General features: G+C 57.3%; 20 protein-coding genes. 9 read left to right on the top strand and 11 right to left on the bottom strand.

Annotated elements, in window-relative coordinates; translation table 11 throughout:
- The first annotated feature begins 514 nt into the window (after positions 1–514).
- Positions 515–1,105, top strand: a complete 591-nt coding sequence (locus KB449_RS09145) for a sugar phosphate isomerase/epimerase family protein (RefSeq protein WP_282908076.1) — start codon at positions 515–517, stop codon at positions 1,103–1,105.
- A gap of 179 nt (positions 1,106–1,284) precedes the next feature.
- Here KB449_RS09145 and KB449_RS09140 read toward each other — a convergent pair whose 3' ends face one another.
- The 3 genes from KB449_RS09140 to KB449_RS09130 form a co-directional block, all read right to left on the bottom strand.
- Entirely contained in the window at positions 1,285–1,950 is a 666-nt protein-coding gene (locus KB449_RS09140; protein ID WP_282908075.1) for a glycoside hydrolase family 3 protein, read from the bottom strand.
- Complete coding sequence (locus tag KB449_RS09135; protein ID WP_282908074.1) at positions 1,941–2,906, bottom strand: glycoside hydrolase family 3 protein; 966 nt, start codon at positions 2,904–2,906, stop codon at positions 1,941–1,943. Before KB449_RS09135 ends, KB449_RS09140 begins: the two co-directional genes overlap by 10 nt.
- A gap of 619 nt (positions 2,907–3,525) precedes the next feature.
- Positions 3,526–4,647 carry an NADH-dependent flavin oxidoreductase gene (locus KB449_RS09130; RefSeq protein ID WP_282908073.1) on the bottom strand — a complete coding sequence of 374 codons (1,122 nt, stop codon included), beginning with the start codon at positions 4,645–4,647 and terminating at the stop codon, positions 3,526–3,528.
- Positions 4,648–4,839: 192 nt separating this feature from the next.
- Between KB449_RS09130 and KB449_RS09125 the strand changes: the two genes are divergently transcribed.
- Entirely contained in the window at positions 4,840–5,250 is a 411-nt protein-coding gene (locus KB449_RS09125) for a MerR family transcriptional regulator (RefSeq protein ID WP_282912774.1), read from the top strand.
- A gap of 238 nt (positions 5,251–5,488) precedes the next feature.
- Here KB449_RS09125 and KB449_RS09120 read toward each other — a convergent pair whose 3' ends face one another.
- Both KB449_RS09120 and KB449_RS09115 read right to left on the bottom strand, forming a co-directional pair.
- Positions 5,489–6,067, bottom strand: coding sequence for a carbohydrate ABC transporter permease (locus KB449_RS09120; RefSeq protein WP_282908072.1), 579 nt, complete (start codon positions 6,065–6,067; stop codon positions 5,489–5,491).
- A gap of 741 nt (positions 6,068–6,808) precedes the next feature.
- Positions 6,809–9,481, bottom strand: a complete 2,673-nt coding sequence (locus KB449_RS09115) for an adenosylcobalamin-dependent ribonucleoside-diphosphate reductase (RefSeq protein WP_282908071.1) — start codon at positions 9,479–9,481, stop codon at positions 6,809–6,811.
- Between the two features lie 436 nt (positions 9,482–9,917).
- Here KB449_RS09115 and KB449_RS09110 point away from each other — a divergent pair, with 436 nt between their 5' ends.
- The 3 genes from KB449_RS09110 (at position 9,918) to KB449_RS09100 (ending at position 13,541) form a co-directional block, all read left to right on the top strand.
- Positions 9,918–11,576: a DEAD/DEAH box helicase gene (locus KB449_RS09110; protein WP_434082495.1), complete on the top strand. Its 1,659-nt coding sequence runs from the start codon at positions 9,918–9,920 to the stop codon at positions 11,574–11,576.
- Positions 11,577–11,579: 3 nt separating this feature from the next.
- Positions 11,580–12,509 (top strand): YqhG family protein, encoded by a 930-nt coding sequence (locus tag KB449_RS09105; protein ID WP_282908070.1) that lies wholly within the window; start codon positions 11,580–11,582, stop codon positions 12,507–12,509.
- Positions 12,510–12,635: 126 nt separating this feature from the next.
- Positions 12,636–13,541 carry a hypothetical protein gene (locus KB449_RS09100; RefSeq protein ID WP_282908069.1) on the top strand — a complete coding sequence of 302 codons (906 nt, stop codon included), beginning with the start codon at positions 12,636–12,638 and terminating at the stop codon, positions 13,539–13,541.
- Positions 13,542–13,577: 36 nt separating this feature from the next.
- Here KB449_RS09100 and KB449_RS09095 read toward each other — a convergent pair whose 3' ends face one another.
- From KB449_RS09095 to KB449_RS09085, 3 genes are read right to left on the bottom strand one after another with little or no spacing between them, the layout of a single operon-like run.
- Positions 13,578–13,781: a YqzE family protein gene (locus KB449_RS09095; RefSeq protein ID WP_282908068.1), complete on the bottom strand. Its 204-nt coding sequence runs from the start codon at positions 13,779–13,781 to the stop codon at positions 13,578–13,580.
- 57 nt (positions 13,782–13,838) lie between these two features.
- Positions 13,839–15,965: an assimilatory nitrate reductase catalytic subunit NasC gene (gene nasC, locus KB449_RS09090; RefSeq protein ID WP_434082494.1), complete on the bottom strand. Its 2,127-nt coding sequence runs from the start codon at positions 15,963–15,965 to the stop codon at positions 13,839–13,841.
- A gap of 53 nt (positions 15,966–16,018) precedes the next feature.
- Positions 16,019–18,112, bottom strand: a complete 2,094-nt coding sequence (locus KB449_RS09085) for an FAD-dependent oxidoreductase (protein WP_282908067.1) — start codon at positions 18,110–18,112, stop codon at positions 16,019–16,021.
- Between the two features lie 444 nt (positions 18,113–18,556).
- Here KB449_RS09085 and KB449_RS09080 point away from each other — a divergent pair, with 444 nt between their 5' ends.
- Both KB449_RS09080 and KB449_RS09075 read left to right on the top strand, forming a co-directional pair.
- Entirely contained in the window at positions 18,557–19,786 is a 1,230-nt protein-coding gene (locus KB449_RS09080) for a nitrate/nitrite transporter (protein ID WP_282908066.1), read from the top strand.
- Positions 19,787–19,888: 102 nt separating this feature from the next.
- Positions 19,889–20,695: an N-acetylmuramoyl-L-alanine amidase family protein gene (locus KB449_RS09075; RefSeq protein ID WP_282908065.1), complete on the top strand. Its 807-nt coding sequence runs from the start codon at positions 19,889–19,891 to the stop codon at positions 20,693–20,695.
- Here the strand turns inward: KB449_RS09075 and KB449_RS09070 are convergent.
- A complete protein-coding gene (locus tag KB449_RS09070) occupies positions 20,602–21,528 on the bottom strand; it encodes a divergent polysaccharide deacetylase family protein (RefSeq protein ID WP_434082493.1) in 927 nt (308 codons plus the stop codon). The genes KB449_RS09075 and KB449_RS09070 overlap by 94 nt on opposite strands.
- A gap of 148 nt (positions 21,529–21,676) precedes the next feature.
- Here KB449_RS09070 and KB449_RS09065 point away from each other — a divergent pair, with 148 nt between their 5' ends.
- The gene (locus KB449_RS09065) at positions 21,677–22,249 is read left to right on the top strand and encodes a xanthine phosphoribosyltransferase (RefSeq protein ID WP_282912771.1); all 573 of its coding nucleotides are present in this window, start codon (positions 21,677–21,679) and stop codon (positions 22,247–22,249) included.
- An 81-nt stretch (positions 22,250–22,330) separates the two neighbouring features.
- Positions 22,331–22,573, top strand: coding sequence for a hypothetical protein (locus KB449_RS09060; protein WP_090115718.1), 243 nt, complete (start codon positions 22,331–22,333; stop codon positions 22,571–22,573).
- Between the two features lie 600 nt (positions 22,574–23,173).
- Here KB449_RS09060 and KB449_RS09055 read toward each other — a convergent pair.
- Together KB449_RS09055 and KB449_RS09050 are read right to left on the bottom strand one after the other, a co-directional pair.
- Entirely contained in the window at positions 23,174–23,524 is a 351-nt protein-coding gene (locus tag KB449_RS09055; protein ID WP_282908064.1) for a VOC family protein, read from the bottom strand.
- Between the two features lie 41 nt (positions 23,525–23,565).
- Entirely contained in the window at positions 23,566–24,168 is a 603-nt protein-coding gene (locus KB449_RS09050) for an alpha/beta hydrolase (RefSeq protein ID WP_282912770.1), read from the bottom strand.
- Positions 24,169–24,207 lie beyond the last annotated feature (39 nt).

The following is a 24,207-nucleotide window of genomic DNA, read 5'->3' as shown; positions in this document are numbered from 1 at the left end:
GCGATTACGGTCTATACTCATCTTAGATGGTGTTCACGGCTATAATCATTAAAGCGACATCTTCGTTCCCAAAATGCCAGTTCCAACACCTAAATAAAGTGAAGCAGGGAGTGGAAACGGTCGAGCCGCGGACGAATAACGAGAAGCGCTTGCAAGAATTCCATTTCTCGCGTTTGGCTCTGCAAGAAAACAACTTTATCGCAAAGTAATTTTCGTTTAAGGCAAATAAGCTTAAGGGACTTGTCCCCTAAGCTTAATGTTAACTCGATTAACCCACAGCGAATCTGCACGTTGCGGAACTAACAGATTAATGATCCCCGTTAAATGAACAAAGCAGCTTCAACCGCCTTCGGCGCTATCGTTCAAAAATAACGCGTCCGCTACGAGAGCATTTCTAATTGTTCCATAACTTTCGCCAAGCAGGAACAATGGTGAATTCAAGCGTTTGTGTGCTGTAACCGAACGGAGCCCTAGGTAGATTCGACGAATTGGTTGCCGCGGCTCGCGCCTTTCGTTGAGGGCAAATCCGCTTGTTTGCGGGCAGGATCCCCAGCGCAGCGGCGAGCCGACAGGACTGGGAGGATACGATCTCCGCGCTCCGCCTTCTAGGCGATCGCGCAGCCGAGCATCGACTTCTGATCGCGATCGAGACGCACCCCGCACACTCGCGGACACGCTTGAATCAGCGGTCAAGCTCATGCGGGAGAAGGCTCATGCCCACATTAAGATCAATCTGGACTTCCTTCATCTGTGGGAAGCCGGCTGTCCACCTTTGGAGGCCTATCGGCTGCTGAAGGTATGGACGGTTAACTACCACCTTAAGAATATCTCGGATATCGGACGACTGGACATTTACAAACCAGAAAACGTCTACTCGCCCTCAGGCGATATGCGGGGGACCGCGTCGCTGGCCCGCGGCGTTATCAATTATGGCGGCTTATTCGATTGCTTGGAGCGAGACGGCGTTCCTCACCCCCTCTCGCTCGAATGGTTCGGGGAGCGCCCGAGCCAATATTTACAGGCCGAGATGATGTGGCTCCGTCGGCAAACCCTGTCGGCTGCGCCTAATAACAACCAATACGGGATTGAAGGAGCTCGCCCATGATCCTCACCTATCCGACACGCGAACAATTGAATGCCAAGCAGGCCGACTCTCTGTTAATAAAGCTGATGTACAGTGTGGAAGGCATCACGAATTGTCGGCTGGACCGCGATACGCAAGAGATCGTCATTGAGGCGGAGCAGGAAACCGAAGCCTCGGCAATAAGCGAGACTGTGGCCGCGTTAATGGAAAACCGCATCATTGCGATCGTTGAAGGTTGCCGCGTTGCCGATAACAGCAGGCGCGATCGCGATCGTTCCGTCCGAGCCGGTCGTCAGGAAGCGGCCATTAAAGATGCCTGTTTGGAAAGCAAGGCCGTTGGCCACGATGGAAACCGTGTTGTCGTTATTCGATTCGAAGCGAAGCTTCGGCGAAATGGTGCTGCTTCTTGCTTTGGACGTCAGGTTAGACCAGTCCGAATCGGTAAGATAAAGCACGGAGGTATTGGTGTTGGCTACGCTCGAGCTGTTCGCGGTCGGCGAGGTTACCCAAAGCCCGTTCGCCTTGGACTGCAAGCCCGTCGCGTTCTGTCCCCAGTCCGCCACCTCGAACAGCTGCGCATCCGTCAGCGCGTTCTTCAAGATGCTGTACAAAGGCGACTTGCTGGCGACGGCGATGTTCGGCGTATTCAAGCCGTTTTGCGCCACGATCCGCGTATCTGCGTACAGCCCCGCGATCGCCGCCTTTTTGGTTTTGGACAGCGGCAGCGTGCCGTCCACGTTTTTCAGCAGGACGACCGTCTCGCGCGCCTCCTGCATGGCCACCTCTTGATGCGCCGGCGTGTTGTAATCCGTGAGCGTCGAGGCGACATCCTTGGCCTGGTTCGCGAACGGATATTTCAAAGGCACGCCGCTGGCATCCGTCTCGTAAATACGCCGATCCGAACGAGCTGGTTAATGAGCGGCCTGACCGCCTTCTGGACATCCGCCAGCGTGATGCCATACAGCCCTTCCTTGACGGCATTGGTCAGCGTGACGACATCGGTCTTGTCCGTGCCGGACGCGCGCGTCGACTCGGAATCCGCCAGCACCATCAGCGCCAGCGCATGCTTGCGGTCTAGCGTGTACTGCGTATCGTAGCCGTTGCCCGAGTTGCCGCTCGTATACATATGATTTTCGGCGTTAAAATCGGGCGAAGAATACATGCCGAACCGGGCACGCTCGTTGCCCAGCGCCAGATAAGGGGAAATGATGTTCGGGACGCCGTTCGTGCGCCCGAACGCGGTCATCGCGCCGGCCATGGAGCCCGAGGCGAACGCCTTGAACACCGACGGCGCATGATATTCGTAAATCGCTCTCGCGCTGGCGTTGTAGCTGGCGGATTGGCGGAACCACTCCGCATTGTACAACGAATAGTGCCGGGTGCCGACGATCGCGCGCTGCCAGAAGCCGTCTTGGCTGACGCTTTGGTTCGTGCCCGCCAGACCTGCCGACATGCTGTCCACCATGGTTGCGGTCAGATGCGTGTCTTCGCCGTAGCCTTCGGCGAACCGGCAGTTAAGCGGATTGACCCGCATATCCGTAATCGCGGTGAAGGCGATCGGCTTGGACGCGCCGCTGCCGTAGTGAATGTTCGACGTGCCTTGCTTCACGTTCAGTTGGCTGATTTTCTCGCTGCCCATCACCTGTCCGACCTGCGCGGCCAGGTCTTTGTTCCATGTTTGCCCCAGGCCGAGCAACGAAGCGAAGTCGGTAGAAACGCCATAAAGGGTTGTCCGCTGCCGCGATGCCCCCCGGTACCGTTTTTCCTTTGCGCGGATTGTCTTCCATGACGAAGGTATAATTGTCGCGAACGCCCGTCGCATACAAGGAAGCGCCTTCAAGCCCGATATAATCGAAGTACGTATCGACGAAGGCGTTCAGGTGATCGGGGTTGCCGTCGAAAAGCGGCATTCCGTCATAGACGCCCCCTGCCTGCGTTTTGAATGTTACGGCGTTAATTACGCTTAGTCCCTCTTGCGGTTGGTCCGCTTGCACAGCCGTCGCGAACGCGGAAACGGATAAAGCTGCGGCGAGCGTCAGCGATACGGTCCGGAGACCGAATTTCTTTATCCTTGTGCCCGGCTTAGACAATTGACTTCCTCTCCCTTTGATCTGTTTTGGAATGCGGTTGCTGCCTCGCTTTTCCTTAAAAGCGATTTCAGAACTCTTGTTATAGGGCCAAACGGTCACGGAGAACGGAAATACTTAACCTCGGACATGCAATATTCGGACTTTTTGAAAATTCGTTTACTATCCTCTTTCTCCATAAAAAGGCAGCCGGTGTTTGTTTGCTCGGCTGCCTTTATGTTCTGATAAAATAAAGTATTAGACTGAAAAATAAAGTATTAGACTACGTAAATAAAGTATTAGACTGCGGGCAGGCGTTAAGTTGCCGGGAGGATAGTTGCAATGAAAAAAGCTGCCCTAAAGAGGGCAACTTTTTTATTTCTTGATATTAAACCAACCTGTTGCCACTTGAATCATGTCCCAAAGTTTGCCTGGAATATGAAGTTGGTCGAGTTTCGAAGTATCCAGTTCGGTTTCGATTTCGGCTTCACATCCATTTTCCACTTTTTCAACCCAATCCGGGTTCATAATTAATGCATGTCCAATGGCGAATAACGGTAATCCTAATTCCATAACTTTTGCAGCGTCATCAGGTGTCAGGATAGAACCAGCCGCCAATACAGGTACCTTGCCGCTTGCTCTTTCAAGAATCAATTCAAGCCTTGTCTTCTCATCTTGGCTATCTACAGGCTTGGAAGCCACATGATCTAACGAAGCGTGGATATAGTCTAGATTTTGTTCGACAAGGAAATCGATTAATTTATAGGTGTCCCTCATCCGCAATCCGTCTGCTTTGGAGGATTCTTCAGGCGACAAACGATACCCTAGCATAAATGGCTTTGTCGCATGTTTTTCAATGACCGATTTGATTTCTTCAATAATCGCCAATGGGAAACGCAGGCGATTCTCAAGGGTTCCACCCCATTGGTCTGTTCGTTGATTGGTTGCTGGAGACCAGAAATTTTGGATCAAGAAGCCATGAGCGCCATGAATTTCGACGCCATCAAATCCAGCTTCGATCGCTCTTCTTGTTGTATCACCAAAAGCACGTATTGTAGATAGGATTTCCTCATGGGATAGCGCTCTTGTTTCTGCGCTTGGACCAAAAGCAGTAGGCTCAGGTAGATATACGCTGGCGCTAACTTTATCCAGCCCAGGCAAGGATTTATCGCCTGCATGGAAAATCTGCAGGATCGCAGGGGCACCACCACTTTTAGCTGCGTCGGCTAGTTTTCGCAAACTCGGAATAAAATCGTCGCTGTATCCAGCAAATTCATTCGTAAAACCTTGTCCATTAGGCAAAACTTGCGTGCAGCCTGTAATGACAAGCCCTACGCCATTTACTCTTTGCTCGTAGTAGCGTACTTCTTCATCCGAAATGGTAAGGTCATCATTACTAGACCATGTTGTCATGGGTGACATAACGACTCTATTCTTGATCGTTACTCCGCTTTTAAATGTGAAAGATTTAAAATACTTACTGTATTTTTGATTCACTGTAATAACCTCTCAATTCATATTGTTTTGTTAAATCGCCTTCTGTTTCACAAGTTTAGTATGTTGACCCTAGGGCAAGTCAAATGTAAATTTTAAAAAGTATAGATACGATTTAATGGAGTATTTTAAACGATTGTGCTATTCTCTTAGTTACAGTAGCTGTAGTTAGAGGTGAGTAAATTGTTGTACTCAATGAAACATGTGGTGGAAAACTTTAATATCACGGCAAAGACACTTCGGTTTTATGAAGAGCAAGGGATTCTGCCAAATGTATCGCGTGATGAAATAGGGCGAAGGGTTTACAGTGAAGGACATTTGGATTGGATTTCTTTTATTCGTTGTCTTAGAGAAACAGGAATGTCACTTGCTCAGATAAAAGAATATAAAGATCTTTATGGTAAAGGAAATTTAACCTTCTCGCAAAGACAAGAGATGCTAGTGAAGCATAAAATAGAAGTGCAAAAGAAAATTGAAGATGAATTAAAATACTTGGAAGAATTAAATTATAAGATAGCCATGTATGATCTTCAGAAAGACGAGGTCAGAAAAAACCCAAACCATAATTTTAAATGCCACGGTTTGGAAAATAGCGACGCGAATTGATGAGTGTTAAGCTAGAGGAAAACGTTAGTTTAATAAAACAGCGGTAGTCTAGGACTTTTTTTCAGTCCAAAGCTACCGCTGTTTTTATATTCAAGCCAGACTAATACTTATTTTTACATATATAAAGAATTCCAACAACTATTATCGGCGCTGGATCAACCTTTTCAGTCTAATACGTTTATTTCACTGAACACTTTAAGCTCTCAATTTGCGTTTGTAAGTTTGGTGCTTCCGATTCTTAGCCCTTAACCGATCCCGCCATCATGCCTTCAATGATGTATCGCTGCAAGAACAGATAAACAATCAGAATTGGGAGCATGACCGACAACAGATCGGCAAAGACGAACTGCCACTCCGTCCCGTATTGAGATACGAAGTTGTACACGGAGAACGGCAAGGTCCACTTATTGCTGTCGCTGATGATGTACAACGTATTCGCGAAGTCATTCCAGGCATAGATGGAGACGAAAATCGTCACCGTGGCGATCGAAGGCTTGAGCAGCGGGAAGATGACCCGGTTGAATGTGTAAAATCCGCTGGCGCCGTCGATTGTGGCCGCTTCGTCGAGTTCCCTTGGCAGCGTCCGGACGAACCCGCTCATGATGAAGATGGTAAGTGGCAAGTAGAGCGCCGTCAAAAATAGAATCAGTCCGATAAACTCGCCCGAAATATGCAGGGACTTCAGCAGTTTGATAGAGGGAATGATTAGTGAATGATACTTTGCTTTGGTTGTTGCCTTCTTAGGTTTTGCCTTTTCAATAGTCGTGATTTTTGTTGCAATCTCTTTTAGTTTTACTTCACCAGCTTCAGAAACCATTTGTTACAAGGATTTCTAAATAAAGACTACCAACCTTGAAGTGAGTTCCATATGGTTTTCATTTAATGGCTGAGATTTTAACCCATTCTTTTAAAAGTTTATCTTCACGAGAAACTTTTGAGTTAGTTTCAAAACAAAATCTTCCTCGATAACCCGTATTGCTTAAGTGAAGTACAAAGAAGTTATATATGGATTTTAATATCTTGATGATTTAAATTAAATACTGATGTATAACATTTAATTAGTGTCCAATTAATCGACATTCCTTGTTGATCAATTTGTTTTATATCGTCTTCAACTTCATAACAAGGTTTTTAAATATTGATAAACACCCCCCGATTAGTGCCAACGGCGTCTGTATCTTTCTTGAAAATAATTAGTTCTTGAGACATTTCCAAATCTCCCCGTGCCGTCTGATAAAAAATGTCGCAGGCCTTTTCTCCCAATTATAGTTGTTTACTTGTAGTCTGGAAGAATAATTTTAAATGTTCTTGTCGTTAGCGCCAGAAACAAAACACGGCCACAAAATTTAACTGTACGTTGTAAATCGCTTGCATCAAATTATCACAAAAGCGACCATTCCCGGTAATAACCATGGAGTGGTCGCTTTTTGTGAATAAAATGCATAAATATTCATTCCAAAAGATTATGAAATAAAGTGTCAACCGAATTATGGAACAAATCCGGCGAAATGTGGAATTTCACACCAGTCCGAGCGGCGAACCCGTGCAGCACCCATTTTTAATTGCATTTGCTATATCCGCAGTTCGTACACGTCTTGCACCCCTCGACGTTGATCAGCGAAGCCGAACCGCAGGACGGGCACAGGTCCGTCGAGGTGTGACTGGACTTGCCGTAGCCGTAAGTCGGCGGCGCCGGGATGGCGGTCGCGGCGATCGAACCAACGGCGCTGCCGCCTGCGCCGGCATCCAACGCCTCGGAGGCAGCCGCTTCTTCTGCGAGAATGCCCGCATGCAGCTCGAGCGCCTTGGCTACTGCGTCGGCGATCGATTCGACGCGATTCGGCCCAAAGCCCACCGCACCGGAGCCGCCGATGCCCTTGAGGTGCTTGACGAGCAGCTGCACCTTGTCGCCGTGGTCGCCGTACCGCAGGAACAGCGAGCAGACGCGGCCGAGCGCTTCGGCCATCGCGAATACGTCGGAGCCGGCCTTGCCCACGTTCAGGAAGATCTCGCCCGGCGTGCCGTCGAGGTCGTTGACCGTGATATAAGCCATGCCGAACGGGGTGTTGAACTTATACGTCGCGCCGCGCAAAATTTTCGGACGGCTTTTGTAGGCTTTGTCGGGCGCGGCCGATACGACAGGCACGGCCGAAGCCGCAGGAACGGCTGACGTTGAAGCGGCTGCCGCAGGCAATACGGCCTCTACCGCAGCTACCGCTTCGGCGATCGGAGCGGCCTCATCCTCGTTGTCCTGCTGCTTCTCTTCCTTCTTCTCGTCCTTCGTCGTGCTTAGCACTTGAACGTCGCGGCTGCCGTCGCGGTAGATGGTGACGCCTTTGCATCCAAGCTCGAAGGCAAGCTCGTACAGCTCGGCCGTCTCCTCGACCGTGAAGTCAGCCGGGCAATTCGCCGTCTTGGAGATCGAGCTGTCCACCCAGCGCTGGATTGCGGCCTGCGCGCGGATATGATCCTTCGCGGACAGGTCCATCGCGGTCACGAACCATGCCGGCAGTTGCTCGCCCGGATTCGCGTCCTGCCACTCCTGCGCGATCGGCACGAGTTGTTTGTCGTAGCCCAGCCGGCTCTGCCTGTAGAACTCGAACGCGAAGTACGGCTCAATGCCCGTCGACGTGCCGACCATCGTGCCCGTCGAGCCCGTCGGCGCCTGCGTCAGCACGGTAACGTTGCGCATACCGCGCTCGCGTACCGCCGCCCCGACTTCCGGATACGTCTCGACGATGTTTTTCATGAAGCCGCTTTGCAGGAACGGCTCCGCGTCGAACGCCGGGAACGAACCTTTCTCCGCGGCGATCTCCGTAGAAGCCAGATATGCCTCCTTGGCCATAAACCCGTACAGCTTGTCGAGAAAAACCAGGCTCTCCGGGCTGCCGTAACGGATCTCTAGCCTGATCATCAACTCTGCGAGGCCCATCGTGCCTAGCCCGACGCGCCGCTCGAGCTTCTGGTTCGCCTCGTTTTCCGCGAAGTGGTAGGGCGTCTTGTCGATGACATTGTCCAGGAAGCGCGTCGAATATCGGACGACCCGGCTCAGCTCATCCCAGGCAACGTCGTGCTTCGCTTCGTCGTAGAAACGGGAAAGATTGACCGCCGACAGGTTGCAGACCCCCCATGCCGGAAGTCCCTGTTCTCCGCACGGATTTGTACAAATAATAGGATTAAAATACCAGCTGTTCGACATCTGATTGTAGTATTCCATAAACACGACGCCCGGCTCGGCCGATTTCCAGGCGGACTCGATGATCGTGCGCCACACCTCGCGAGCCCGGACGGTGCGGTACGGAATGACCTGCTTGCCAAGCGACTTCCACTTGTCCAGATCCCCGTCCCACAGTGCGTCGTATTCGGCATCGGACGTATCGGGGAATACAAGCTCCCAATCCAGGTCCTCTTTGACCGCCTTCATGAAGCCGTTGCTCACGCATACGGACAGATTCGCATTCGTTACCTGCCCCATCGTCTGCTTGACCGTGATGAAGTCGACGATGTCCGGGTGCCAGTCGTTCATCATCAGCATAAGCGCGCCGCGTCGGCTGCCGCCCTGCTCGATCAGTCCCGTCGTGTAGCTGAACAGACCGCCCCAGGACACGGCGCCGCTCGACGAGCCGTTGACCCCGCGCACGATCGACCGGCGCGGACGCAGCGACGACAGATTGATGCCCACGCCGCCGCCGCGCGACATGATCTCGGTCATCTCGGTCAGCGTCTCCATAATGCCGCCTCGGCTGTCCTTGGGCGACGGGATCACGTAGCAGTTGAAAAGCGTCAGCTCGTCGCTGGCACCTGCTCCCGCGGCGATGCGGCCGCCCGGCACGAGCTTCCAGTCGTCGAGCAGCCAGCGGAAGCGGTCGCGCCAGATCTCCTGGCGCTCCGGCGCTTCGACCGAAGCCATCGCGCCGGCCAGCCGGTCCCACATTTCCTCCGGCGACTGTTCGATCGTCAGCGTCAGCTTCTCCGGCGACGTCTCGACTAGATCGCCGCCACGCGTCCGCACCGTCACTCGTTTGCCGTCACGCGCAATAACTTCTCCGACCTCCTTGGCCGGAAACTTCGGATCGTCCTTCGTCAGCGCCAGCACCGTGTCGCCGACCTTGACCGCGTTCGTATCCGCGTTTTTCCACGCATACCGGTCGAGGAAAATTTTTTCGCTTAAGCCTTCAAGACGACGGCCTGCCGCCTTGTTCGCCCCGTCGTTTTCCAATTGGACGCTCACTTCGCCACTCTCCTTATAGGACACAATATATTGCGACTTTACCCATTATACGCTACAAAATATAGATATTCGAGTGGCCCTTCCATGAATTGCGACAATGGGCCCAAAAAATTCGGACACCCGTCACAAGCTGCCGAACGCGCCCGATTCGCGACGTCTTGAGGTTATGAAATCGCCGCGCTTGCTCATACTAGAAGAATAGACCCAAGAGGAGGAGAAGCGTCTGCGCCCCCCATTCCATCTACCGCACGGCTCCGAGGCCGAAGTCAAAACAGCCGCCGGCATCGCGCCTTCGTTCGCGCCTGCCGATGGCACGCCCAAGGCTGCAGCACAGCAAGGCGCCGCGCAAGCCGGCGCACCGGCTACGAATACAGCCCCTTCGAAGGAGGATGCAGCGCGCAGCGTCCGCAAGCTGCATCCGCTCGTCGACCTGCACGTGGACCGCACCGCCTTTGACGAGCTCGAACGAAGAGCCGACCGGGGCGGTCCTTGGGACGACTGGTCGCTGTACAAGATGTCGTGGGAAGCCGAGGAAGCGCAGCTCGTGACGGATTTTCATGAACTGCAATGCATGCGGGTGCTCCCCGGCCTTACGCCCCTTCCGCATCAGGAGGAGACGGCGCGGCGCGTTCTGCACGAAATGCGGGGAAGAGCGATTCTCGCGGACGAGGTCGGACTAGGCAAGACGATCGAAGCCGGGCTGATCCTGAAGGAGTATATGGTGCGGGGGCTTGTGAAACGGACGCTCATTCTCGTACCGGCCTCTCTCGTGCTGCAATGGGTCCGCGAGCTGAACGCCAAGTTCGGCATCCCCGCCATCGCGCAGAAGAAGGCGTATCACTGGAACAACGAGGTCGTCGTCGCTTCGATCGACACGGCCAAGCGCGACCCGCATCGCGAGCTGCTGCTCGATACCGAGTACGACATGCTCGTCATCGACGAGGCGCACAAGCTGAAAAACAAGAAAACCGGCAACTACCAATTCGTCAGCGATATCCGCAAAAAGTACTGCCTGCTGTTGACGGCGACGCCCGTACAGAACGATATGAACGAGCTGTACAATCTCATCACGCTGCTCAAGCCGGGCCAGTTGGGGGGCGAAGGCGATTTCTCCGCAAACTACGTTGCCGGCAAGCGGGTCGCCAAAAACGAAGACAAGCTGCAGGCAGCGCTCGGACAGGTCATGATCCGCAACCGGCGCACCGACGGCGGCGTGGAGTTCACGAAGCGTTTCGTCGCCAACGTCCCGCTCCGGCTCTCCCCCGAGGAGCAGGCGCTCTACGAGGCCGTCACCCGTTACGTCCGCGAGAATGCGACCGTGGAGGGCGTCGACATGTCCAGCATGCTCTCGCTCGTCACGCTACAGCGCGAGGTTTGCTCCAGCCGGGATGCGGTGTTCCTGACGCTCATCAACCTTTTCAAAAAAACGCCGGAAGATTCCCCTCGCCGTCCGAAAATTTGGGAGCTCGTCGAGTTCATCCGGCAGGTCAAGGCGAATACGAAAGCCGAAGCCACGATAAAGCTGATCAATGAGATCGGCGACAAGGTCATCGTATTCACCGAGTATCGCCAGACGCAGGAGTATCTCCTCCGCTTTTTCCAGGAGCACGGTCTGAACGCCGTCCCTTATCGCGGCGGGATGAACCGGGGGAAAAAGGACTGGATGATGGACCTCTTCCGCAGACGCGCGCAGGTCATGGTAGCGACCGAAGCCGGCGGCGAAGGGATCAATCTGCAATTCTGCCACCATATCATTAACTTCGATCTGCCGTGGAATCCGATGCGCGTCGAGCAGCGAATCGGCCGGGTGCACCGGCTCGGTCAGACCGAGGACGTGAAGATTTACAATCTCTGTACGTATGGAACGATCGAGGAGCATATCGTTCACCTGCTGCATGAGAAGATCAATATGTTCGAGACGGTTATCGGCGAGCTCGACGAGATCGTAGAGCGCATGGAGCGCGAGGAATCGCTCGAGAAGCGCCTCGCCAAAATGATGCTGGACGCCAAAGACGAAGGCGAGCTGCGCAGCCGCATCGACGGGCTCGGCGACTCGCTGCTCCGTACCAAGGCGCAGGTAGAGAAGGAGGTCTAGCGGGTGAATGCCAAACAGGTGGAAAAATTCGTGATGTCCTATCTCGACGCGACGGGCTGCGACATTATCGAAAAGGCGAAGGGCAGCGTGACCGTCAGGCTGTCGCCGGAGGCGGACAAAAAGCTGACGAACCGCCCCTACTATTGGGGCTTTGTTGAGCGTACGGGGACGCCGCCGGAGACGCTGACTTTTGCCTGGCAGTTCGGACGCGACGAAGACGAAGCTGATGAGGCTGATGAGGCCGAAGCTGATACGGAGGCTGCCCAACCTCAGGGTTCGACCGCCGCCGGCCTTTCTCCGCTTGGCTTCAACGTCGCACCTGTGCGCGTGCTGCGCGAGGACCTGTACTTCGGATCGGGACGGCTCGCGCAGATCTTCGGTGCGGTTCGCGACGGCGGACGCTGCGTCGCCATGTTCGAGGAGCCGCCGAGGGGCAGGGCCGACAGGCTCGGCTCCAATCCCTACACGGCATGGCTCGGTGTCAACTTCAAGGTGGACTACGAATGCGACATGAAGCGCGAGGAAATGTACGGCTGGGGCATCTCCCTGGCCACCGGCTATATCGACGAGCGGTTCCTGGAAGGACTTCGCGGACGTAAGCTGACGCCGAAGCTTCCATCTAACGTTCACCTGCTGCCTAACGGGCTGTCGCTCAAAAAGGCAATGACCCAGCTCGAGCAGGCGCTCGAGCGCAAGCTGAGGTCGGGCGATTTCACCTGGGCTGCCGAGGCCGAGGAGCGCAGACAGGACGAGCTGCGCCGGATCCGCTCTTATTACGATCCGATGATCGGCAGGGCGATGACCGACGAGGAAAAGGAAACGCTGACGCAGCGCCTCGCCCAGCGGGAGTCCGAGATCGACTGGCAGTACCGGCCGAGAGTGACGTTATCCGTCATGAACTGCGGCCTGTTCCACCTGCCGGGCATTCATTAGCCCCGTTGCGACAAAAATAGAAGCCCTTCCCGATGCGCCGCCGGACAGCATCCGGCACCTTCGGCGGCGCGGCTCCGTTACAATGAATGGACAAGCCCGAACAATCCAACTCCTAAAGGTGATACGATGCGAAATGCGAATCGGTCCGCCGCCGGCAGGCCGTTGTTTCTCCTCCTGCTGCTGTCCTTCTTAAGCGTCCTTGCCTCCGCCCGCTCAGCCGCGGCGCCCGTATCCGCGGATACGAACGCCCCCGCCCGATGCGCCGCGGCCATCGTCTCGCAGCTGTCGGGCCAGCCGGGCTTCACAGCCTGGAAAACCGGTTCGCCGCGCATCGAGGCGCTCGGTCCCGGCACGCACGGCTGGCTTGCGACCGTCGTCGGGCCGAAGGGAATGCCGCTCGGCTATGCCGTTGTCTACGCCGCTGAAGACGGCAGCTGCAGGCTTGGCGAATACGGCCTCGGCCCCAAGCCGCTGTTCGATACGACGACGCTACGCCTCGCTCTCGCCGCCGGCAGCTATATCCCGGCTGCGAGCTCGAACGCTTTTCGCGCGGTCAAGCACTATATTCATCCCCTCGCGGCGGCCTGGGAGGTCCGGCTCGAGAAGGAGACGATCTGGCTGGACGCCAAATCCGCGGAGCTGCTGCCGATCAGCAACGAGGTGCAGTGGCTGTCGGCCGCGGCAAACGAACCGTACTTGCCCGCCGACGCTGGCGCAGTTGCGGATAAACCCCGCGAAATCCGTTTGCTGACATCCGCCGAGACGTTCGATCCCTACGAGCGGTTGTCCTGGCTGCTCGGCGACAAGCCCTTCGCGCCTCAGCAGGATCGGCTGATCGCCCGCGTCAAGGCAAAGGACCGACTCGTCTACGTCGCCGAGCCGCTCGGCGACAAGATGCTCTACGCCTTGTCCGTCGTCGGCTATCAGCGCTGGCAGAGCGGCCGGCTCGATGTCGCGCTCGATATGAACGGTCAACGATTCATTCCGCTCGATTCCTTAACCAAGATCAACAAAGGCCTTTTTTATCGCTAATTTTCCGGACGCAAAAGAGCCCGCTTCACCCGGTCGTCAGACGCGGGCAGCTGGCTCTTCTTCTTTTTTGCGGTTGGCCCACCAGATCCGAATGCCGAGCGGCAGCAACTGACCGAACCAGCGAATCTGCCAGGGCTCGCGCTTTTTTTTGCGCCGTTCGCGGCGTTCGTCCGCCGGCTGGTTCAGATAGGCAACCGACCGCTCCGCGACATACTTCAGGTAATCCGTCGTATCGCTCATCGGGCTTTCCTCCCTCGCGATGCTTGATGAGGTCAGTTTGCCCGCATAAGGATTCATTTATCCCTCGGTGGCGCGAAGGGCCGCCAGATCGGCCGCGTTCAGCGCTCTAACCCGTACGGCGGAAGTTTTGAAATCCGGCATTTTGCAAAAGGGATCGAGCAGAGGATTGGTCGCATTGTTTACGTTTTGCACGCCGCCCCAATGCATCGGGACGAACACGGTATCCTCCCGGATATCGGCCGTCAGCCGGCTGCGTACGATCATGCTCCCCCTGCGCGATGCGACTCGTACGAGCTCGCCGTCGCCAATCCGATAGCGCTCGGCGGTACGCGGATGAATCTCCATCACGTTTTCGAGCTCTCTGGCGAGCAGCGTCGGGCTGCGCCGCGTCTGGACCCCGGTCAAATAGTGGGACAGCATTCTGCCGTTGGTCATTACGAGCGGGTATTCTTCATCCGCAGACTCGCCCGGCACTTCATGGACCGCCTTCGCGAAGGACGCTTTGCCGTCCGGGTGGGCAAACTTTCGCTCGAACAACCGTGCCGAACCAGGGCCATCGGGATCGGGACACGGCCAGTATACGCCCTCCTCCCGCTTGAGCCGCGCATATGTGATGCCGAAATAATCGGACGCTCCGCCCTTGCTCGCAACGCGCAGCTCTTCGAAAATCTCCTCCGCGTTCGAATACGGGAAGTATGCCTTCTTGCCCAGCCTCGCCGCAAGATCGGAAAGGATACGCCAGTCGTGGCGTGCTTCCCCAGGCGCGGGGCGATCGCCCCCGCGCAGCAGCACGCGGCCCTCGAGATTGGTCAAAGTCCCCTCGTTTTCAAGGAACGCTGTCGCGGGCAGCACCAGATCGGCCATCAGCGCCGTTTCCGACAGAAACAGGTCAGCCACGACCAGGAAATCGAGACGACGCAAACCTTCCTCGACAAACCCCGCATTCGGGTTCGAGACGACGGGATTCGAGGACATGACCAGCAGCGCGCGAATGTCCCGCTTGTGGACGAGCTCCATCATTTCATAAGCGGAAACGCCTTTTCCCGGCAAATCGTCAGGAGCTACGCCCCATACGCTTGCCACGTAAGCGCGATCCTCGGCGTTCTCGATGAGTCGATAGCCGGGGAGCTGATCGGCCTTTTGCCCGTGCTCCCTTCCTCCCTGGCCGTTGCCCTGACCGGTTACGGCGCCATAGCCGCAGCCGGGCTTGCCGATCTTGCCGGTGGCAAGGATCAGGTTCAGGAACGCCCGGACGGCCATATGGCCGTCGCGGTGCTGCTCGACGCCGCGAGCGGTAAAGATCATGCCGGTGGCCGCCCGCCCGAATGCGCGGGCCGCACGCCGGATGTCCGCCTCGTCGATGCCGGTCAACGCCCAGATGTCGGACAGCGCAAGCGACGACACATAGGTCAGCACCTCTTCGAAGCCGTTCGTGCGCGACGCGATGAACGAAGGGTCCGTCATATTTTCTTCGACGATTACCTTTAGGAGGCCGTTCGCGAGCGCTAGGTCCGTGCCGGGCTTCACCTTCAGATGAATGTCGGCCAGCTCGGCCGTCTTCGTCGTCCGCGGATCGATGACGATAACACACGCGCCGTTCTCTTTAGCCTTCGTGAAGTACGGCATCAGCGTCGGCTGACATTCCGCGATGTTCGTGCCTGCCAGCACGATGCATTCCGTCTTCATCACCTCCGACAGCGGATTGGTCAGCCCCCGGTCAAGGCCGAACGTCTTGACGCCCGCCGAAGCGGCAGCAGACATGCAGAATCGGCCGTTATAATCCACATACCTCGTCTTCAGCGCCACGCGCGCGAACTTGCCCAGCAGGTAGGCGGACTCATTGGTCAGCGAACCGCCGCCGTAGAGACCGACGGCATCCGCGCCATGCTCCGATTGGATGGCTAAAAAGCGGTCCGCGATAACGTCCAGCGCCGCTTCCCAGGAGATCTCGCGAAATGCGCCGTCCGTCTTGAGCAGCGGCTTTTGCAGACGATCCCGGCTCAGCGCGTGCTGATAAGCGTTGATGCCTTTGACGCAGAGCCGCCCCTCGGAAGCTGCGTTGGGCAGTCCTTCGATTTTGAAAGTCGAACGTCGGTCCGTATGTTTCTCTTCGATGACCCGCATCTTGCACTGGACGCTGCAGAACGGGCATTGGGTATCGAAGCTTGCCTGCATGGCTTGCATAGGCGATTCCTCCTTAAGCGCAATAGCGGTCGTGCGATACCCGACGCCGCTTTTCATATGCCGATCGCGGCTCGGCCATCGCTTGCGGCGACGCCCTCCACCAGCATCGCCTCGCGGGCCTCGGCGTCAAGCAGGCGCTCGCGCGCGGCGTACAACCCCGTACGCTCCAGCCATCGCCAGACCGGCTCGCCATAATCCGCCTCCGCCCGGTACCACCGCAGCAGCGCTTCGGCCATTTCCAGCGCTGTATCCGCCGAAGGCTCTACGGCGATGAGCTGCGCCTGCTTGACCGGACGCTCCGCATAACCGCCTGCGTACAGCTCCCATCCGGCCGGCGCGCGGACCAGGCCGATATCGCGAACGAGGATGCCGATCGGCTCTGCGGCCAGGCCTGCGACAGCAGCTTGCACCGTCCTGGGAAGCGCGGCATCGGCAAGCCTTTGGCTCAAGCGATCGGCCATACCAGCAGCCTGATTTTCTTCTAAACCGCCGCTACCGGGCACTGCGCCGACGTGCAAGATCAACCGGGCGTTATGGGCAGTCGCGCCCGACTCGCCGGTATAATATCGAAGCGCGCCTCTGCAAACGATGCAACCGTCCTTCGTCCGCCAATCCAGCGTGGCCATCGCGGCCGCTGTCGTCCGCAATCCCATCTTCTCAAGCGCGAGCCTAACCGCGCGGTGGCCGAGCGGCGTACAATCGCACAGTGCCGGATCCGGCGTCGCGGACGATGCGGCGCCGGCCAGCGCCGCGCGAAGGATCGACGCGACCATGCCGCTGCACCCGCCGCACGAGCTCGAAGCCTTCGTCCGCTCCCGGACGAGCTCGATCGTGTCCGCGCCCTCCTCCGTCACCGCGCGGACGATCGCGCCTTTGCATACCCCGTTGCAGCCGCATACCGTGTCGGCATCCGCCATAGCTGTCGCAGCCTCGTCGCCCGCGCTCCCTGGCGTCGCACCGCTTGACAGCGTTCGCGCCAGCACCTCGACCTTGGCGCGCCGCTTCAAATGGCCGAGCAGCGTCTGTCCTTCGTCCGTATCCCCGTAGAGGACGACACCCGATATGCGCCCATTCTCAGCCGTAATCCGCTTATACATCCCCCGCAACGCGTCGTACGCCTGAAGCACCGTACTCTCGTCTCCGCCTTGCACCACGCCCGCCGAAAATACGTTAATGCCCGACACCTTTAATTGCGCGTAGGGCATGCTGCCGACATAAGGCTCCGTCTCGCGTCCGCAGACGACGCGCGCAAGCACTTTGCCCTGTTCGTAAAGCGGCGCAACGAGCCCGTACGCAATCCCTCTGTGCTCGGCGCATTCCCCGACCGCGTAAACGTCCGGCACGTTTGTCTCCATATAATCGTTGACGACGACGGCACGATTGGTCTCGATGCCGCTCGCCTTAGCGAACGCGACGTTCGGGCTGATGCCGACCGACAATACGATCAAGTCGGCTTCGAGCTTCGTGCCGTCCGCGAACAGAAGCCCTTCCGCGCGTTTGCGTCCGAATATCCGCGTCGTCGTCTTGCCGAGCCTGAACCGCATGCCCTGCTCTTCCAGCGCGGCACGCAGCAGTTCGGCGGACATCCGGTCGAGCTGTCGATTCATCAGAAAGGGCGAGTTATGGACGACTTCCACCTCCATGCCCAAGTTAAGAAGGCCCCGCGCCGCCTCCAGACCGAGCAGGCCGCCACCGAGTACGGCCGCCTTGCTGAAATTGGCCGCAGCTTCCATGATTTGACGGCAATCTTCGATCGTCCGAAAGGCCGTTACGCCTGGCTTGCCGGCACCGGGAAGCGGCGGCACGAAAGCCGACGAGCCCGTTGCAAGGATAAGCTTGTCATAAGCGACGCTTAGCCCGGAAGCAGTTTCCACCTTACGTTCGTCCGCGCGGACGCGCACGACAGATTCACCCGTTAGCAGCCGGATGCCTCGCTCCGCATACCAGGACCAATCGTTCAAGATAATGTCCTGAAGCGAAGTACCGCCCTGCAGCACCTTGGAGAGCTGAATGCGATTGTAATTCGGCGTCGGCTCCTTGCCGATCACGGTCACTTCGAAGGCGTCGGGCGCCAATTCGAGGATCTCTTCGAGACAACGAATGCCGGCCATGCCGTTGCCGACCAATACGAGCTTGGGCTTCGCCATGCATACTCCCCCCTTCCTGCGCCGCGGCAAATGCCTGAATAAGAACATAAAAAACCCGTCCCCTCCATTGGGGCGGGCTTCGTCGCCGGTTTCGGGCACGTCGTTGTGCCGCGGATTCTTTATTCAGCATAGGACGAGAAACAATCCATGTCAATAATCATTACTTAATTTTAGATATATTCTCTAATTGTTGCACGGATAGCAGCAGAGTTTATTATTATGTTATATATATTGACATGGCTTTTACGACCCCTGTATAATCCAAATTGGCTCACAATGACGTGACCGAAAGCATCCGATCGCCCGGTACAATGATGTACCGCGCACTGGGGTGTCACTTTCGCCATGGTCAAGGTGCGTCTTTTCGTTTTTTCGACACCCGCCATGGCAGGTGAACATGCCCTATCCATATGTAATCTTGTATATCATGGGAGGCGGATTCCAATGGAAATCGTAAGAGACAAAGGATTTTGGAATAGCGGGCATAAGCCAACATTATTTAGCGCATTCTTGTATTTCGATATGAGCTTCATGGTCTGGGTATTGATCGGGCCGCTCGCGGTTATCATGATGAACGATTATCCGATGACGGCGATTCAAAAGGCGAACCTGGTGGCGCTCCCCGTCCTCGGCGGCTCCTTGCTCCGGCTCGTCTTCGGTTTTTTGACCGACTACATCGGCCCCAAGCGAACTGGGCAATTCGGGCTGCTTGCGACGATGGTGCCGCTCGTGTGGGGATGGCAGTTCGTGGATTCGCTGAATCATCTATATATCGTAGCGCTTCTGCTCGGATTCGCAGGCGCTTCGTTCGCCGCCGCGCTGCCGCTCGCCAGCAGGTGGTATCCGCCTCAATATCAAGGCCTGGCGATGGGAATCGCGGGCGCCGGCAACAGCGGCACGGTATTTTCGACGCTGTTCGCCAACCGACTGGCCACGCACTTCGGCGGCTGGGAGACCGTATTCGGACTTGCGCTCATCCCGATCGGCATCGTTTTCATTATCTTCACCGTTTTTGCCAAAGAAAGTCCGACGCAACCAGCGCCGAAAAAGCTGTCCCAATACGCGAGCGTGCTTAAAAAACGCGATACCTGGCTGTTTTGCCTCATGTACGGCGTTACGTTCGGCGGCTTCGTCGGCCTGACTAATTACCTGACGATATTTTTTAACGCCCAATACGGCTTGTCGGCCGTCCGCGCGGCAGACTTCACGACGATCTGCGTCATCGCCGGGAGCTTCTTCCGCCCGGTGGGCGGTTATTTGTCCGACAAAATCGGCGGCATCCGCATGCTGATCGTTTTATACGCCGCGGCCGGCCTTCTATTCCTCACCATCTCTTCGCTGCCGCCGCTGGCCGTCGTCATCCCGCTCCTGTTCCTCGCGATGATGAGCCTCGGAACAGGCAACGGCGCGGTGTTCCAGCTGATCCCGCAGCGCTTCGGCGCCGATATCGGTCTGCTGACCGGCATCGTCGGGGCTGCCGGCGGCTTCGGCGGCTACTTGCTGCCGCTGCTGCTCGGCAGCCTGTACGGCAAGACCGGCTCCTATACGCCCGGCTTTATTACGATGGCGTGCATCGCGCTCGCCGCACTCGTTGCGCTGTCGGTCGTGCAAGGCGTCTGGAGACGCACGTGGCTGCGTCCGGACGGCAGGGCCAAGCTGGAGGCCGAAGCCTGAATCTCTGCCTCGCCACCGCCAAGCCTATGAATGAGAACGCCCTTCCCGAGCCACGCTAACGGCAGAATCTTCGCCCCGGGCCGGAAGGAGACGGACAATCGAATGCTAACCATTTACAAACGCCGCTTCTGCGCAGCTTTAGTATGCCTCCTGGCAGCTCACGGCCCGCTTCCGCTCCCCTCCGCCAGCGCGGAAACTGCGGACGCGGGCCTCGCGCTGCCGTTCGCGAGCAGTCCGACGGCCAGGCACACCCTCCCGGCAGCGGACGTGCTGATCGATGCCGGACACGGCGGCATCGACGGCGGCACGCACGTCGGCGACATCCTGGAGAAGGACATCAACCTGGCCATCTCTCGCAAGCTCTACCTCATCCTGAAGAGCCGGGGCATGCACGCAGTGCTGAACCGCACGGGCGACTACGCGCTCAGCGACGACAACCGCTGGCTTCGTTCCTCCCGTCACCAGCGCGACCTGTCTCAACGCAAGGGACTTGCCCGCGATATCGGCGCAGGCGTATTTATCAGCGTTCACGTGAATTGGTCCAAGCGAAAATCAGTACGCGGGCCGGTTGTGCTTCACCGGCTCGATGCCGGCAGCGCGCTGCTCGCCTCGCTTATCCAGGATCGGCTGAACAAGCAGCAGAAAACGAATGTACCGCCGCTCGCCGGCGATCAATTTTACGTACTAAAAAAAGCCGGTCCCCCGAGCGTCATCGTCGAGACCGGCTTTCTAAGCAACCCAAGCGATTTGAACATGCTCACGTCGCCCGCAGGCCAGACGGCGATCGCAACCGCGATCGCCGACGGCATCGCAGCTTATCGCCTCGTAGGACTTACCGCCGGCGTTTTCGAGCCAAGCCCGGATTCCAAGGAGATCGAGCCCGGCAGTTCCGCTCCGGGCAGCGAATAAGGCGCAGGCGGAGCTAAAAGCTCCGACAGCTTGACGAACCGGACCGAGGCTTGGCGCAGACCCGGCACGGCTGCCGCGAGCTGCCCCGACGTAATAAGTCCCGGCGGGCCCACGTGGCCGATCACGACGGTGCGATCATGCTTTTGCACGCGCGCCTTGAGCAGCAGCATCTGACCCGCTACATGCCTGTCCGTATATACGTCGTCAAGGAACAGATCGTTCTGAAGCAGAGGTACGCCCATCTCGCGCGCCAGCTTCGGCACGACGGATTTATACGAAGTGCGGCTGTCCAGGAAAAACAAGCCATGCTCCTTGCATACCTGCAGCACGATGCGCATGACGCGCTCGTCGGCCGTCGCACGCGAACCCATGTGATTGTTCATGCCGACCGCGTGCGGTACGTCGGCAATCGCAGCCTCGGTGCGCAGACGGATCTCCTCGTCGGACAACGCGGTCAATATTGCTCTCGGCCCGAGCCAGCTCGGTTTGCCTTTGACCGGCTCCATCGGCAAATGCACGATCACCTCGCGTCCCGCGGCATGCGCCGCTTCAGCGTCCGCCTGCGAGGTCGGCAGAAACGGCATGACCGCCGCCGTAATCGGAATCGGCAGCCGCAGCATCTCGGCCGTTCCTTTCATCCGGTTGCCGAAGTCGTCGATGACGACCGCGACCACTCGCTCCGCAGGTACGCTTTGCTCAGCCGGCGCTATCGCCTCCGCCGCCGTCAGCGCCGTCCGCGCGCTAAGGGCCAGCAATATCGCCGCTATTACGATCGCCAGCCGAATGCCCCCTCTTTTCAGCAGACGCCTCTTCCATCGCCATCCTTTTTTCATCCGCATCCCCCGCCTTTCTTCATCCCGTGCGTACGCTCGGCTGTCTCATTTTGCGTGGAAATTACAGCCATTATGCGCACAAGGACAAGAAAAGTCGGACGACATCCGTTATAATGGGGAATTATCCGCACAAAAGGGGCTGCCAGTCATCGAAAAGCTAAAAACAAAAATCCGCCAGGAAGGCCGCGTGCTCGGCTCTGACGTACTCAAGGTCGACACTTTCCTTAATCATCAGGTCGACCCCGTTCTGATGGCCGATATCGGCGAGACCTTCGCCTCTTTATTCAGGGGCGCCGGCGTTACCAAGGTGCTCACGCTCGAATCCTCCGGCATCGCGCCCGCGCTTATGACCGCGCTCGACCTCCGTGTGCCGCTTATTTTCGCCAAAAAACGCAAATCGCTGACGCTAAAGGACGATCTGTGGACCGAGCGCTCGTTTTCCTTCACGAAGCAGGAAGAGAGCGAGGTTTCCGTCTCCAGGCAGTTCCTCTCGCCGACCGACGTGGTGCTTATCATCGACGACTTCCTTGCGAACGGACAAGCCGCCCAGGCGATGGCCGGCATCGTGCTGAAGGCGGGCGCATCCGTGGCCGGCATCGGCATCGTTATCGAAAAGGCGTTTCAGCCCGGACGTCAGCTGCTGCTTGACGCCGGCTACCGCGTCGAATCGCTCGCCCGCATCGCTCGCCTATCCGAGGCAGGCATCGAATTCGAGGAATAAATCGCCCGCTAGGCGGATGAACAGGCCAACAGGGCGACCGACCCGTATACTGTACCATCTCAAGCGAAGGAGTTGGCAGATATGTCGGATTGCCCAAAATGCGTTAGCAAGACCGTATACGATCCGCCGCAAACAGTATATGAGGACTACTACCATCCGCAACATGTGGAGGTCGTGCAGACCGTCGAGGTCGTCCGGCGCCATCACTGCGTCCCCGTCTACCATCACGTCACCGTATGTACGACGAAGGACGTATACTCCGACGACTTCGAAGGCGGCTTCCGCGGCGCCACCCGTTCCGCCGGCGCGCCGCGCCGCCGCTGATTCGGACGGCCAGAAATGCCAAGAGGGACGAAGCAGAGCCATCTGCTTGCGTCCCTCTTTTTGGGTTTGTATGTAAACCAAGTCGGAGTACACCCTCCGGCGGACCGGGCATCTGTTGCTAGCGCGTTAAAGCCACGTTGCGAGGGGTTCGCGGACTGCCACTCCTGCAGAACTTCGGCCGGGTGCGGAGTTACACGGAAAAATCGTGCATCTCTCGCAAGAACCGCCTACCGGTTGCGAGTTAAACGAAAAAACCGCGCATCTCTCGCAAGAACCACCTTCCGGGTGCGAGTTACACGGAAAAACCGTGCAACTCTATGCCGATAAGCGCAAAAAGGCATTAACGCCAACTCCCCTTCTCGCCAGACTGTGGCGATAAGTGCAAATTGGCGCTAACGCCGGCTAATAAGCCATGTTCTTTGCTAAGCGGTTGAAGGTTCAGCTCTACTTATGGGAGCCATATACGAACTTCAGGGAGCTTCAGCCTGCTACGTTTGCGCCAAGATCCGACCAGCCGACAATAGGGGCGTTACAATCCGTTCGCGATAACTGCTCGGTGCGTACTAGAGAACGGATGCCGGCTCCGGCAGGCGGCTTATGTCAGATATGCGCCAGCACATTGACGAGCCTGCCGAACGGATCGCGCACGTAAAAGCGCCGCACGCCCCAAGGCTCGTCGGCCGGCCCGTATTCGACGGCGAATCCCGCGCGCTCCATACGCGCGAGCGCCTCGTCCACGTCGTCGACCTCGACGGACAGATCCGGGACGGGCGTCCCGGATCCTCCTTCCGTCGCGACGCTGACCTGGACCTTCATCTCTGCATCCGTGCCGTACGTGGCGATCCAGCCGTGATCCATCAGGACATCCAGTCCAAGCGCCTGCTCGTAAAACCGCTTGGCGGCCGACACTTCTTCCGCCTTAATATTCGCTACGATTCGCTTGACCTTCATGTTCCGCCTCCTGTCCGAACCGGCCTCTCGGTCCGTGTTCTTTAAATCCCGCGCAGCCATGCTGCAGCCGCCTCGACCTCGGTCCGCGACAGCTGATGTCCGCCGTTCTCCCAGTGCGTCTCGACCGTCGCGCCGGCGGTTCCAAGCGTCGCTGCAAGCTCCTCGCTCTCAGCCATCGTGCAGAGCGGATCGTTGCGGCCGGCGCCGATGAACACCGGCACGCCCGACAGATCGGGCAGCGCGATGCCTCTGCGCGGCACCATCGGATGGAACAGCACGGCCCCCTTCAGCGCATTCTGGTGATGATACAGCAGGCTTGCCGCGATGTTGGCGCCGTTGGAGTAACCTACGGCTATGACGTTATGCCTGTCGAAGCCGTACTTGTCCGCGCTCTCGTCGACGAAGGCGTTCAGCTCGGCCGTCCGCGCGATCAGATCTTCCTCGTCGAACACCCCTTCGGCGATGCGCCGGAAAAAGCGGGCCATACCGCGCTCGGATACGTTGCCTCTGACGCCCAACAGCGCGGCCTCGGGGTTCAGCATGCGGCCGACGCCGACCAGATCGCGCTCGGATCCTCCCGTTCCGTGAAGCAACAGCAGCGTAGGCGCATTCGGGTTTGTGCCCGGTTCAAAAATATGGATCATGGACATGGAATTCTCCTCCTTTTTATTCGTACTGGTTCG

Origin of the sequence: Cohnella hashimotonis (assembly GCF_030014955.1) — a bacterium.
GTDB classification, from domain to species: Bacteria; Bacillota; Bacilli; order Paenibacillales; family Paenibacillaceae; genus Cohnella; species Cohnella hashimotonis.
Note: the sequence above shows the minus strand (reverse complement) of the source record. Positions and strands in the feature narration are given on the sequence as shown.

What these genes read in the sequence shown, in the direction of transcription:
- KB449_RS09120 (WP_282908072.1), bottom strand. Translation starts at nt 6,067, where the DNA reads ATGGTTTCTGAAGCTGGTGAAGTAAAACTAAAAGAGATTGCAACAAAA.
- nasC (WP_434082494.1), bottom strand. Translation starts at nt 15,965, where the DNA reads ATGCAAGCCATGCAGGCAAGCTTCGATACCCAATGCCCGTTCTGCAGC.
- KB449_RS09080 (WP_282908066.1), top strand. Translation starts at nt 18,557, where the DNA reads ATGGAAATCGTAAGAGACAAAGGATTTTGGAATAGCGGGCATAAGCCA.
- KB449_RS09050 (WP_282912770.1), bottom strand. Translation starts at nt 24,168, where the DNA reads ATGATCCATATTTTTGAACCGGGCACAAACCCGAATGCGCCTACGCTG.
- KB449_RS09100 (WP_282908069.1), top strand. Translation starts at nt 12,636, where the DNA reads ATGCGAAATGCGAATCGGTCCGCCGCCGGCAGGCCGTTGTTTCTCCTC.
- KB449_RS09070 (WP_434082493.1), bottom strand. Translation starts at nt 21,528, where the DNA reads ATGAAAAAAGGATGGCGATGGAAGAGGCGTCTGCTGAAAAGAGGGGGC.
- KB449_RS09085 (WP_282908067.1), bottom strand. Translation starts at nt 18,112, where the DNA reads ATGGCGAAGCCCAAGCTCGTATTGGTCGGCAACGGCATGGCCGGCATT.
- KB449_RS09075 (WP_282908065.1), top strand. Translation starts at nt 19,889, where the DNA reads ATGCTAACCATTTACAAACGCCGCTTCTGCGCAGCTTTAGTATGCCTC.
- KB449_RS09055 (WP_282908064.1), bottom strand. Translation starts at nt 23,524, where the DNA reads ATGAAGGTCAAGCGAATCGTAGCGAATATTAAGGCGGAAGAAGTGTCG.
- KB449_RS09135 (WP_282908074.1), bottom strand. Translation starts at nt 2,906, where the DNA reads ATGCGACGGGCGTTCGCGACAATTATACCTTCGTCATGGAAGACAATC.
- KB449_RS09060 (WP_090115718.1), top strand. Translation starts at nt 22,331, where the DNA reads ATGTCGGATTGCCCAAAATGCGTTAGCAAGACCGTATACGATCCGCCG.
- KB449_RS09125 (WP_282912774.1), top strand. Translation starts at nt 4,840, where the DNA reads ATGAAACATGTGGTGGAAAACTTTAATATCACGGCAAAGACACTTCGG.
- KB449_RS09095 (WP_282908068.1), bottom strand. Translation starts at nt 13,781, where the DNA reads ATGAGCGATACGACGGATTACCTGAAGTATGTCGCGGAGCGGTCGGTT.